11 protein-coding genes are annotated in these 12,345 nt (G+C 42.0%); 2 read left to right on the top strand and 9 right to left on the bottom strand.

The features are described from left to right. Positions 1–43 precede the first annotated feature (43 nt). Entirely contained in the window at positions 44–1,369 is a 1,326-nt protein-coding gene (locus FZC76_RS04850; RefSeq protein WP_148987146.1) for a short-chain fatty acid transporter, read from the top strand. A gap of 40 nt (positions 1,370–1,409) precedes the next feature. Here the strand turns inward: FZC76_RS04850 and FZC76_RS04845 are convergent, their stop codons facing one another. From FZC76_RS04845 to FZC76_RS04805, 9 genes are all read right to left on the bottom strand, one after another. Beyond that, the gene (locus FZC76_RS04845; RefSeq protein ID WP_148987145.1) at positions 1,410–1,940 is read right to left on the bottom strand and encodes a hypothetical protein; all 531 of its coding nucleotides are present in this window, start codon (positions 1,938–1,940) and stop codon (positions 1,410–1,412) included. A 1-nt stretch (position 1,941) separates the two neighbouring features. Next, positions 1,942–2,415, bottom strand: a complete 474-nt coding sequence (locus FZC76_RS04840; protein ID WP_148987144.1) for a hypothetical protein — start codon at positions 2,413–2,415, stop codon at positions 1,942–1,944. Positions 2,416–2,791: 376 nt separating this feature from the next. Then, the gene (locus FZC76_RS04835) at positions 2,792–4,243 is read right to left on the bottom strand and encodes a sucrose-6-phosphate hydrolase (RefSeq protein WP_148987143.1); all 1,452 of its coding nucleotides are present in this window, start codon (positions 4,241–4,243) and stop codon (positions 2,792–2,794) included. A 15-nt stretch (positions 4,244–4,258) separates the two neighbouring features. Further along, positions 4,259–5,203 carry an aminoimidazole riboside kinase gene (locus tag FZC76_RS04830; RefSeq protein WP_148987142.1) on the bottom strand — a complete coding sequence of 315 codons (945 nt, stop codon included), beginning with the start codon at positions 5,201–5,203 and terminating at the stop codon, positions 4,259–4,261. Positions 5,204–5,384: 181 nt separating this feature from the next. Next, a complete protein-coding gene (locus FZC76_RS04825; RefSeq protein WP_148987141.1) occupies positions 5,385–6,770 on the bottom strand; it encodes a sucrose-specific PTS transporter subunit IIBC in 1,386 nt (461 codons plus the stop codon). Between the two features lie 422 nt (positions 6,771–7,192). After that, positions 7,193–8,017 (bottom strand): PRD domain-containing protein, encoded by an 825-nt coding sequence (locus tag FZC76_RS04820; protein ID WP_148987140.1) that lies wholly within the window; start codon positions 8,015–8,017, stop codon positions 7,193–7,195. 114 nt (positions 8,018–8,131) lie between these two features. Further along, positions 8,132–8,641 carry a PTS sugar transporter subunit IIA gene (locus FZC76_RS04815; protein ID WP_148987139.1) on the bottom strand — a complete coding sequence of 170 codons (510 nt, stop codon included), beginning with the start codon at positions 8,639–8,641 and terminating at the stop codon, positions 8,132–8,134. A gap of 280 nt (positions 8,642–8,921) precedes the next feature. Continuing rightward, positions 8,922–9,803: a carbon-nitrogen hydrolase family protein gene (locus FZC76_RS04810; RefSeq protein ID WP_148987138.1), complete on the bottom strand. Its 882-nt coding sequence runs from the start codon at positions 9,801–9,803 to the stop codon at positions 8,922–8,924. Positions 9,804–10,177: 374 nt separating this feature from the next. Next, positions 10,178–11,047 carry a Cof-type HAD-IIB family hydrolase gene (locus FZC76_RS04805; RefSeq protein ID WP_148987137.1) on the bottom strand — a complete coding sequence of 290 codons (870 nt, stop codon included), beginning with the start codon at positions 11,045–11,047 and terminating at the stop codon, positions 10,178–10,180. A gap of 191 nt (positions 11,048–11,238) precedes the next feature. Between FZC76_RS04805 and FZC76_RS04800 the strand changes: the two genes are divergently transcribed. Then, a complete protein-coding gene (locus FZC76_RS04800) occupies positions 11,239–12,270 on the top strand; it encodes an HD-GYP domain-containing protein (RefSeq protein WP_148987136.1) in 1,032 nt (343 codons plus the stop codon). The last annotated feature ends 75 nt before the right edge of the window (positions 12,271–12,345 follow it).

Raw genomic sequence — 12,345 nt, 5'->3', positions numbered from 1 at the left:
GATGGGATTGATTTTTGACAAAAAACTTATTGGGGGGATATGCGTGAAAGGTATTATTTCTTTTTTTAATCGTTTAATGCAACGTTATTTACCGGATCCATTCTTGTTCGTTATTATCTTAACACTTGTGGTGTTCGGGCTAGGACTCCTTTTTACTGATAGCAGTCCTGCTGATATGGTACAGCATTGGGGAGGCGGTTTTTGGGCTCTTCTCACATTTTCCATGCAGATGGTCTTGGTTCTGGTTACAGGGTTTGTACTGGCAAGCAGCGCTATTTTTAAAAGATTTCTTGGTGCTTTGGCATCTACCGCCAAAACTCCAGGAAGCGCGATTATTATCGTTACCGTTGTTTCCATCATTGCTAGCTGGATCAACTGGGGCTTCGGGCTTGTTATTGGGGCATTATTTGCAAAGGAGCTGGCAAAGCGCGTTGAAAATGTAGATTACAGACTTTTAATCGCAAGCGCTTACAGTGGTTTCCTTGTATGGCATGGAGGATTCTCCGGCTCCATCCCGCTCACCATCGCAACAGAAGGACATTTTTCAGAAGATTTAATTGGGGTGATCTCAACAGATCAGACTATTTTCTCCCCATTCAACCTAATCATACTGGCTGTACTTTTTGTGACACTGCCATTATTAAACCGATTTATGATGCCAACAAAAGATGAAACAGTCACAGTCGACCCTTCCCTGTTAGATGATGCATCAAGCCTGCAGGCCGCAACAGTCGAGAGATCGAAAATAACACCTGCTGAACGTTTGGAAAACAGTTGGATTTTATCTCTATCTGTATCAGTTATGGGGCTTATATTTCTTTTCTTTTATTTTGCAGATAATGGGTTTAAACTCAATCTTGATATTGTAAACTTTCTATTCTTGTTCCTCGGAATTCTGTTCCACTGGCGTCCGAAGAACTTCCTTGAATCGGTGACAAATGCAGTAAAAGGAGCTAGCGGCATCATCATCCAATTCCCGTTCTATGCCGGGATAATGGGAATGATGACCTTATCAGGTCTTGCTGCTGTCATGTCTGAAGCGTTTGTCAACATTTCGAATGAGCACACCTTCCATTTCTTCACGTTCCTTAGCGCCGGAATTGTGAATTTCTTTGTTCCTTCAGGAGGGGGACAATGGTCCGTTCAGGCGCCAGTTATGTTAGAAGCCGCTCAAACAATGGGGGTTTCCGTTACAAGAACAGCACTTGCCGTTGCATGGGGAGATGCGTGGACAAACATGATCCAGCCTTTCTGGGCATTGCCCGCTCTTGCTATCGCAGGGTTGAAAGCAAAGGACATCATGGGCTTTTGTGTGATTGTTCTGTTTGTCAGCGGAGCCATTATATCCTTAGCTTTCCTTCTTCTATAAAGACCGGGTATATGCCGGGCATAAAAATACCCTCTACACTTCACTGGTGTGGAGGGTATTTTTGTGGGATTTTTGTACTTTTCATAATGTATAAATAAAGGGCTAATGTAATGGATTGAATGTAAAAGTAGAAGGGATATGAAAAGATGAACACATAGCCCTCTTTATAGTGAAATACCCCAAAATATGTAGCAATCGCCTCCATAACCATTGCAATAATCGACCACATGACAATATAGAGCATATTAAAATAGCCCTTTATTTTGAGGTAGCTGTGCAAGTAAAAGAACAGGTAGCCAAAAGGTCCATATTGGATATAAGAGAGAAAATCAAACAACTCAAAATACGAACTGTCATTTACATCGTAAAAGTCAAAGGGCGGGATGCTAATGGTATGATCAAACACAATGCCACTATTGATCCCAATAATGAGAAACAGTAAGCTTAACGGCAACGGAAATCTTTTTGGCAAAAAGAAAATGATCGCATAGCCGGCAAGCAAAGATACTATGATAAACCATTCATTAGAGTTGAAATAGAAGTCATAATTAATAGTTGGTGTTGGTTCCATATCAAGAGCTCACCATCCCTTCTCTTGCTAGTAATCGGCGATAAAATGCCGAAATTCCCAAAGCCAGCACGAGATAGCATGACGCCATCACAAATGAGATGAAAAATGACCACATGTGGTACTCAATGATGGAGAAATGGATAGCCATTGCCTCGGTTAACAAAGTGAAGATGACTGTGAATACCCCTGCTATTACTTTTATCCCCAACGATCTTGTGAACACCCCATTAACGAAAATGAGCAAAATCAACGGGAAAATAATATTTCGCTGTAGCCAAAAACAAATGAACAAATGCGGCTCCTTGCTATATGTGATAAGACTTAAATTCATACTGATCATCGTCAGTATGCACTTATTGATAAAAAGGAAAAACAGAAATAGCATAAGGTTCTCTATAAAGAGAAGACGCTTCTTTTGGAAAAAGAAATAAGTTGCGATAAACCAGGTGAAGATAAGGTAAATTACTAATTCCATTGATTGTTTGCGCCTCCTTTGGGATTTGTTTTACAGGACCTTTTTCCTAGTTGAAAAGCAAAAAAGAGAAGCCAGATTTTGATTTTAGGCTTCTCTTTAGCATTCCACATAGTTTTTATCTAATACATTTCAAGACGGGAAAACACTTTACAGAGAACAAAGGCGTCGGACTAAGAGACAAATTGCTAAAGGGGAGGATGAAGACAATTCCAAGACGTTTATTGGGTTGAGATTGTCATCATCTAACTCGTGAAGACAATCTCAAGCTGTTTTTCCTACCGAAAGTGTCTTCATCCCACTTATGAAGACACTCTCACGTTGTTTTTTCTACTGAAAGTGTCTTCATCCAGCCTTACCTCGTTTAAACCACATGCTTTTAAGCATCGATTCCCCAAACGTTCAACTCAGCAATCGTCCCTGCTCCTGACACCGTTATCCCCGCGGCGTCTGGTCCATCTGGAAAAATCCGCGCAGTAAATACCTCTTCCCCTCCGTTCAAAAACACCTCTAAAGAAGAAGTATCTACATACGCGCGCAATTCTGTTAATGCCTGCAGCCTACAGCTGCGTGTTTCCCATTCCCCCGTTACAAAACTCTTTCGGTACAGGGAAAAGACACTCACAGAAGCGTCAAAAGTAAACCGGACGGTATCACTCATATCCAGCTCAAATGATGCAACATCCCTTTTAAAAGAAAGAACCATCTCAAAAGCAGCACTTCTTTCTTCAAAAAATACTTCCTCTTTTTCGTCAGAAAGTTTGATATCGTTAACAGCAACCAACGCTGTTTTTCTTAAATTTACTAACTCTTCCACAGGAACCTGCAACAACTTCCCATCGACCAAATGTAATTCACGCGGCAAGGTTAAAGCATGAATCCATTTGTGTGCAATGGTAGGATGCTTATCCTCATCCTGCTCAGGCACCCCCATCCAGCCGACCATCAGACGACGGCCTTTTTGATCCAAAGTGGTTTGGGGGGCATAGAATTCAAAGCCCCGGTCGAGCTCCATAAAGTCACCATGTTCAAATGAAGCTCTCCCATAATCTAGCTTTCCAATAAAATAGCCTGCTTGGTAAACGTTTTGATACTTCATACCTTCCGCCTTCAAGCCCTGGGGCGACGCAACCAGTACATCCACACCATCAAGTTCAAAAAGATCCGGGCACTCCCACATATAACCGAAGTCTCCTAATCCGTTCATACCGGACCCAGCAATGGCACCTAAGTGTTGCCATTCTGTCAAATCAACAGACTTTAAAAGGGCCACCTTTCCTGTCAGTTCCTCACTTTGGGCACCGACGACCATATACCATTCCGAATCCTTTTTCCACACCTTTGGATCTCGGAAATGAGCAGTATATCCTTCCGGCAAATTCACCACTGGACCTTTTTTATTGAAAGTTAGGCCATCTTCTGAAACTGCCATACACTGGTAGGTTTCCCGGTTTCCATCGGTATCCTTTACATTCCCGGTGTAAAAAAGGACCAGCTTCCCATCATGCTCGATAGCACTTCCTGAGTAGCATCCGTTCTTTTCAAACCATTCACTTGGAGCCAACGCTATCGGCTTGTGCTTCCAATTTACGAGATCCTCAGAGGAATAATGCCCCCAAAACTTAGCTCCATGGCCTGTTTTAAATGGCATCCATTGATAAAACAGATGGTACGTACCGTTCCACTGTATAAAGCCATTCGGATCATTCAATAAGCCGACAGGTGGCATGAGGTGGTAGTGTAAACGGTAAGGATCGTGCTCGACGACCTCTTTATTTTTCTCCACTTCTTCCTCTGCAAGTTTAATAAGCTCTTGCTCTCTTTCTGTCATAAAAGAAAAACTCCTTTATTTTGCTAAGATTAATTGAACCTGCTCTAATGAAGGTAAGGCTGTCATGGCACCTTTTTCAGAGGCAGCAAGGGATCCGGAAACACTTGCAAAAGTCGCCATTTCCACGGCCTTCTCAAGTGTAATGGTGCCGATATCCCCTTCCCACTCATTTGCCGTATAAAGTATTCCGGAGACAAACGCATCCCCAGCGCCTGTCGTATCCACTGTTGTCACCTTGCGTGCCGGTACATGCTGATGTCCTTCCTGAGTGAAAACATAACTGCCTTCTGATCCAAGCGTCACAAGTAAAAGCGGAATTTCGTATGCTGCTAGTTTCTCCGCACCTTTTTCGATATCCTTTTCACCAGTAATGAACTCCAATTCTTCTTCGGAAATCTTTAAGATATCGGCATATGGAAGCATGGAAATAATCTGTTCTTTTGCCGCTTCCTCGCTGTCCCAAAGGCCAAGGCGTAAATTCGGGTCATAGGAAACGATGAGACCTTTTTCTTTAGCAAACTTCACCGCTTTAATGGTGGCACTTCTTGTCGGCTCGCTTATAAGGGAAATCGAGCCGAAATGCAGGATTTTATTTTCGTCAAAAAGCTTTTCCTCTATCTCTTCTTCTGTTAAAAACCGATCCGCACTTGGATTGATGTAGAAGTCAAAGCTGCGCTCTCCGTTTTCTAGTGTAACGAATACGACACCTGTGCGGGTGTCATCGGTCAACAACATCGAGCTTGTGTTGACTCCATAGTCTGCTAGTGTTTTTTTCAGAAATCTTCCCAGCACGTCGTTTCCGACTTTCCCTATAAAAGTGGATTTCGCTTCTAGTCGGGCGACGCCAACTGCTACGTTTGCCGGGGCTCCACCTGGGCTTTTCTGATAGGTGATATTGTCTGGGTCTAGCGGGATGAAATCTATGAGTGCTTCTCCTAGTGAGATGATTCCTTTTTTCATGGGGTGGCCCCTCCTTTTCCATTACGTTTGGATATACTTCCTGATTCCTTTCGTTCCGGGAGTTTCGCTTTCCGCGGGGCGTGTGCTTGAGCCTCCTCGCAACGCTTCAGGGGGTCACAAGCTACCGCTACATCTCGCCGGAGTCTCACTCCCTACACTTCAGTCATCAGGTGAAAACTTGCTACTTTACGTCTTCTTCCTTAATGCCCATAAACCATGTTGCGATGAAGGCACCTACTACCGCGATGGCGAAACCAATTAGGTAGTTCACGACATTGACAGTGCCAAACTCAACAAGGATGGCAATCATAGGGATTCCTGTCAGGCCGTATGCGTTTGCGACAACATTCGTAAATACCACATAGGCTCCACCTAACGCGCCTCCAATTGCCGCTCCAATAAATGGCTTACGATACCTCAAGTTTACCCCGAAAATAACTGGTTCTGTAATTCCCAGAAAGGCCGATAATGCTGCAGGTAACGCTAGCTCTTTCGTTTTTGTACGCTTTGCTAAGAAGTAAACAGCCAGCCCTGCTCCACCTTGTGCTACATTGGCCATGGACCAGATAGGCAAAAGATAGTTTAAGCCAAGTTCTGCCAAAAGGCCCGCTTCAATCGCATGGAAACTGTGGTGAACCCCTGTGATAACAATCAATGAGTACAATCCACCAAAAATAAGGCCGGCAAAGACACTGCCATAGTCGTAAACAAAATTCAACACAACTGTTATGCCGGAACCGACGGCATTTCCTAATGGTCCGATAGCAAGAAGCGTGATAAATCCAGTCAAAATAACTGTTACAAATGGTGTTACAAGTAAATCTACTGCACTTGGTACGATTTTTCGCAAATTCTTTTCAATTAAGCTCATGACAAAAACCGCAAGCAGAACCGGTACAACTGTCCCTTGGTAACCAATTAATGCGACATCAAGTCCCATGAAATCCATGTATTCCGGCTTTGCTTCGGCAAGTCCCCAAGGATTTAGCAAATCTGGGTGTGTCATGATTCCCCCAATTACTGCTCCAAGGAACGGATTTCCTCCAAATTCTCTTGCGGCACTATAGCCGAGCAAGATTGGGAGAATGATAAAGGCAGCGCTGGAGAACATATTCAGCATTTTCACAAAGGAACTGTCAGCAGCGACCCAGCCGAATGTTGTTACCATTCCAAGTAACCCCATTAATAGACCGCTTGCCACGATGGCAGGGATGATTGGTACGAAAATGTTAGACAGTGTTCTCGCGAAACGCGCGAACGGGTTCATCTTCTTTTTCGCCGCTTCAGCATGATCTTGAGTATCCTTTTCCTTAAGGCCCACTTCTTCTGCAAATTCTGCGTACACTTTGTTCACAATTCCTGTGCCAAAAATAACTTGGAACTGACCGGAACTTGCAAATGCCCCTTTTACTCCGTCCAGCTCTTCTATTTGGTCACGGTTTGCTGTTGCTTTTTCATCTTCTTTTAAAACTAGTCTTAGACGAGTTGCGCAGTGTGTGGCACTGATGACATTGTCTGCACCACCAAGCAGTGGAATCAAGTCTTTCGCTACCTTGTTATAATTCATGATGAGCACCTCTTTTTCCTATTATTTTTTTATATTCCTGTGAATTTTGGTTACTTCTGTTGCTGGAATAGAGAATACTCGTTTGAAATTAGGTCGATTTTTAAATATCCATTATAAATGAGATTTATCCATTGTAAATGGAATTTATCCACGCTACAGACCAACTTATCCATTGTAAAACTGTTTTATCCATCCTAAACGACCATTTATCCATTATTGGAGCTCCAGCCCCGTCAGTAACCTAGCTTCAGAGCAAAAAACAAAAGACCTAAAACCTGCAAGATGGTAGAGTGATCCCTACTTCCTTGCCTGTTTTAGGTCTTGCCTGCTTTACCAGTCACAATCCTGTATATACATGTTGTTAGCGAATACGTTTTCATTTTAATCCAGTTTGATAAAATTCGTCAAAAGCGTAGCACTTTTTATTTTTCTGTCAATCGCTGAATATGAAGGGTGATGTAACCAACCTCTGATAAAGGAAAATGAATGTCATATTCTGTATCCAAAAAGTCAGCAATCTTTTGCGCCGTTCTGAATGCTTTTCCAAATTTCAACTGAAGTAATTCTAGCATTTCAGGGTCCATGGAGTGAAATGGCTCTCCTTCTTCCACACTATTAATCGCGAACCTTAGATGGGTCAATAACCGTTGATAATTGATTGAAGTTTCCTCAATCTTCACTCCAAATTCATTCTCAATGATCTCAATAGCTTCACGGATGATGACTGCCAGCTGCATGGTGTTTGCCATGCTTTTGGATCCCATTTTCGCAGTATGAAGATGCAGGGCAATGTGACCCACTTCATCATCTGGAATGCTAACACCCAAACGTTCTTTGATCAGCCCTTGCGCCCATTGTCCGATTTCATATTCCGGCTTATAAAGGACCCTTATTTCATTGAGCAATTTATTTTGAATGGTATATCCTTTTTCCAACCGTTCAATCGCAAAAGATAGATGGTCAGTCAAAGAGATATGGATGTGGTTGCTTAACGGAACCATCAGCTTCCCTTCTGCATAACTGATAATTTCCTCGGCCACATCTATATGCTCCACAGGAAGGGTGGAAAGCAACTCCTGAAACTTGTCACTTTCCTCCTTCATCACAAAAATCTTTTCAATTTTACTACGGTCCACCAGATCATTTTTACGTTTTTGGAAGCCGACACCAAGGCCCATCACGATTTTCTCTTGATCATCTTCTTTGACGACAACCGAGTTATTGTTTAACACTTTACTTATTCTCAATCTTGTCTCTCCCCAATTTAACCGCCCTATTTTACCTTTATTATAACCAATCTAAGAGGCTATACAAAGCAGTTACTTACTTGTGGAAAAGAAAACAAGGATGCAAAGAGAAAATTACGCTTTAATATTCCAATCCAACAATGCTGTTTCACCTTTTGTTGCCGTTTTGGCAGCATGTTTTGTCACTGTATCAATGATATCTCCATTTGTCAGGATAACAGGTGTTACTATGCTTTTTGCTTTTTCGTTAATAAGGTCGATATCAAATGTTAACAGTGGCGTGCCGACTTTTACTTTGTCACCTACTTCTACAAGTCCTTCAAAGCCTTCCCCTTTCATGCCAACTGTTTCAAGACCTACGTGGATCAGTACTTCCACTCCTGTTTCTGACTTGATCCCAATAGCGTGCTTTGTCGGGAAAAATTGAACGATTTCTCCGTTTACTGGGGAAACAACTGTTCCTTCTGTTGGCTCGATTGCGATACCGTCACCCATCATTTTTTGCGCAAATACAGGGTCTGGAACTTCTTCTAAAGGTACTACTTTACCAGTAATCGGGGCTACTAACATTTCTTCTGTTTTTACTTCTTCTTTGCCACCAAATAGTTTTTTAAAAAATGACATGTGTGTTTCCTCCTATTGTCGGAATTGTGCGGAAATAGAAAAAGACCCAATACGCTACTCTTTATTGGAGTATGCGTATTAGGTCTTGCCTGCTTTACCAGTCACAATCCTGTGTGTATTTTATTATATTTGGCTCTGTTAAACACGCTGTTGTTTTCCGCATTGGGCTTCGCTTTCCGCGGGGCGGTGCTTGAGCCCTATGCTCAAACCAACAACTATATATTCCTCTTTAACGGAGCTATTATGTTATTAAGTTATGACAGATTTGCCTGTTTGTCAATTAATACGTGAGGGTGCCTTTGACTAGCTTTTCCCAGTCCGGGTACAGGTCGTTACGGCGATCTCTCCAGGTGGTGACAGAACCTGCTTCTCTTACTTTGTGTAAAAGAGTTAAGTCTAAGTCGCCTGTGATGATCATATCTGTGTTTAGCTCTCCCTCTGCCACAATACCGCGAGGAGGAAACGGGACATCGTTTGGTGAAATGATCGCTGCTTGTCCAAAGTTACCTCGCATGAAATCGACAGTAGGAAGCGAACCAATCGTTCCTGTTGTCACCACATAGATTTGATTTTCTATTGTGCGCGCGTGGCAAGAATATCTGACACGGTGGAACCCGTGACGGTCATCTGTACAAGAAGGACAGAATACTACATCCGCACCCATGGCCTTCACAAGCCTTACCGCTTCTGGAAATTCAATATCATAGCATGTCAGCATCGAAATGGTGCCAAAATCGGTATGGAAGATTTGCAAGTCTTCACCAGGTGTCAGTCCCCACTCATACACTTCTGTTGGTGTTAAATGCAATTTCGCTTGTGTCGCAATACGGCCGTCCGGGTAAAAGAGGTGGGCTGCATTGTAAAGTTTGCCTTCTTTTTCGATGATGTGTGTGCCGCCGATGATATGCATGCCAGTCTGGATGGCAATTCCGCTGAACAGCTGTTGGTAGTGTTCGGTGTATTTTGGCAGATCATGAATCGTTTGCTCTCTTCCATCCACCGGGAAAGAGATTAGCTGAGTCGTTAAGAACTCTGGAAAAAGAACAAAATCCGCGTCAAATTCAGCGGCGGTTTTCACATAATGAATAACTTGATTTGCAAACTCATCAAAGCTTGAGATTGTGTGCAATGGATATTGCACGGCAGAAGCACGAAACTTCATGACAGCAGCCCCCCTTATATCTATATAAACCATTTATTTTTGAAGTCAAAATTTTTGTTGCAACTAGTCTATTATAAGGGATTGGAAGCAGGAGTCTCAATGTTAGATTTGTGGGATATTATGGTATCTTAATCTGTGAGTTTAGTAGTAGGGGCTTGGGCCAACGGAGAGTCAATTTGTCGCTTTTCGTGTCGACTTCTTGATATAACCTGAAAATTCTTGATATATCCTTAAAAATTCTCGATATAATTTCAAATTTCTTGATATATCTCAAAAATTCTTGATATAACCCTAAATTTCTTGATATCTCCCATAAATAAGGCGGACCGGGCAGCCCACAAGCAGCTACCCGGTCCAATTCCACCGCGTTGTTATCAAACCTCACTCTTCGCCATTGCCTCAATTATCGCTTTAGCCACACCGCTATTTACATTCGTATCTGTCACCATATGCGCTTTTTCCTTCACACCATCCGGGGCATTTTCCATCGCAACTGCCCGACCGACACGCTCAAACATCGACACGTCATTGTAATTGTCCCCAATGGCCATCGTGTCTTCCATTGAAATTCCTCGTTCAGAGGTGAACGTAGTCAGCGCAATTCCTTTCTGAGCGTCTACACTAGTGATCTCCAAGTTGTCTTTACCAGAAGAACTAACGGCAACCGTGCCAAGCTCCAACAATTCAGAACGTGCCGCCTCAAGGTTCTCTTTATCCATGGAGAATGCAAGAAGCTTGTAAATAACTTTTGACTCATCTTGTAAAATGGGTTCAAAACTGTCGACCATTTTCACATTGCCGTCTTCCATTCTTTCTTGTGCCGCCTTTAAGACTTTATCGTAGTCGTTATCGTTACTCGCTGACATGAAAACGTCCATAATGGTGGCAATCGCCTTATCGTAATCTTTAGAGTATGTACCGTTCTGAGTATAGATCTCAAAGTAGATATCATGTTTGTCCAAAATTCGTGCTAGCTCTCTACCAAGGCTAACCGCAATCGGGTTTGTTGATACAACTTCTCCTTCAGGCGTGCGGGCCTCTGCTCCATTTACGCAGATAATCGGAGTGTGTATACCTGCCTCTGCCAAGACATCTTTGGCTTCGGAGTATGCTCTACCTGTGGCAATAACCACTTCCACTCCATTTATTCTAGCAAGCTTAATTGCATCTGCATTCTCTTCACTAACTACATGGTTATTATTTAATAATGTTCCGTCCATATCTATGGCAATACATTTTACCAAGTGAATTCACCCTCTTATATGTAAATGATATATTGTATATACCCTATCCTAGTTAATCTCTCTTCGTATTACAAACATTATACTGCAAAAATATTTTGCTAAAAATTTTGAAAAGTATAATTTATCCTGTCTTATATACGTAAAATCCCTTATAATAAAGGTATTAACGCAATCAGGTGAGGTTGAACTCTATGAAAATTTCCTCCAATCATATTGGTAAAATTCTAAAAAATGATATTTACTCTTTGTCGGGAAATCTTTTGTTAAGAAAAGGGACGGTCCTGAATGCAAATCATGTGGAAAGTCTTCAAAAGCATGCCTACTATTTCGACCAGGCCTTTATTTTGGATGAGCCCCATCATCTATCAAGAGAGTATTTTCAGCATGTCAAAAATATGTATGAAACGAGCATCCATACTTTTCAATCCATATTTGCCAATCTTGAAGGGGAACAACTCCCTCCAATAGATGAAATCCAAGGTATGTTGACTCCACTCATAGATAAACTCGTGGACGATCCGGTTTTCACCCGTTACATAGAGCAAGTAAAAAGCTATGACAATTACACCTATACCCATAGTTTGAATGTCGGAATCTATTCTTCTTTAATTGGAAAGCTGCAAGGGCTGGAAAAAAGCAGTATCAGCTTACTCGGTCAAATGGGGATGTTCCATGATGTCGGAAAGCTGCTTATCGACAAGAATATTTTGCAAAAGCCAGGTCGCCTTACCGAGAAAGAGTGGATGGAAATACAAAAACATACAACATACGGATATGATTTGCTTAAAAAGAACCGGACAATTGATCCACATATCTTGCAAGGTGCCCTGCTCCATCATGAACGTCTCGATGGAAGTGGTTACCCGACAGGAATCAAGCATTCTAAGATTCCTTATTTTGTTCAGATTCTATCTGTTGCAGATATGTATGATGCCCTGTCATCCGAAAGAAGCTATCGACCTAAGCAAAATATTTTCACCACAACTAAAATTCTTATTCAAGAGGCAAATTACAATAGATTGAATCCGGCCATCGTCTATCCGTTCGTCCGGTATATTCTTTCTAATCATCTGCGCGAAGAAGTGGTTCTTAATAATGGGAAGCTTGCGGAAATCATTTTCATTCATTCAGATGAACCTCATCTACCGATCATCAAGGTCGATGATCACTTTATTGATCTTAGGAAAAATAAAGATTTAGAAATACTGGATTTTGCTAATTGATTTGGCTGAAACATGTTTTTATGCAATTGATTTGGGGAAATAAAAAATGAAGGAACGTACATAATTCCAATAACT

The organism is Sutcliffiella horikoshii (assembly GCF_008180725.1).
GTDB classification, from domain to species: Bacteria; Bacillota; Bacilli; order Bacillales; family Bacillaceae_I; genus Sutcliffiella_A; species Sutcliffiella_A horikoshii_B.
This window is presented reverse-complemented; position numbering and strand designations above follow the sequence as displayed.

What these genes read in the sequence shown, in the direction of transcription:
- FZC76_RS04845 (WP_148987145.1), bottom strand. Translation starts at nt 1,940, where the DNA reads ATGGAACCAACACCAACTATTAATTATGACTTCTATTTCAACTCTAAT.
- FZC76_RS04840 (WP_148987144.1), bottom strand. Translation starts at nt 2,415, where the DNA reads ATGGAATTAGTAATTTACCTTATCTTCACCTGGTTTATCGCAACTTAT.
- FZC76_RS04835 (WP_148987143.1), bottom strand. Translation starts at nt 4,243, where the DNA reads ATGACAGAAAGAGAGCAAGAGCTTATTAAACTTGCAGAGGAAGAAGTG.
- FZC76_RS04830 (WP_148987142.1), bottom strand. Translation starts at nt 5,203, where the DNA reads ATGAAAAAAGGAATCATCTCACTAGGAGAAGCACTCATAGATTTCATC.
- FZC76_RS04825 (WP_148987141.1), bottom strand. Translation starts at nt 6,770, where the DNA reads ATGAATTATAACAAGGTAGCGAAAGACTTGATTCCACTGCTTGGTGGT.
- FZC76_RS04815 (WP_148987139.1), bottom strand. Translation starts at nt 8,641, where the DNA reads ATGTCATTTTTTAAAAAACTATTTGGTGGCAAAGAAGAAGTAAAAACA.
- FZC76_RS04810 (WP_148987138.1), bottom strand. Translation starts at nt 9,803, where the DNA reads ATGAAGTTTCGTGCTTCTGCCGTGCAATATCCATTGCACACAATCTCA.
- FZC76_RS04800 (WP_148987136.1), top strand. Translation starts at nt 11,239, where the DNA reads ATGAAAATTTCCTCCAATCATATTGGTAAAATTCTAAAAAATGATATT.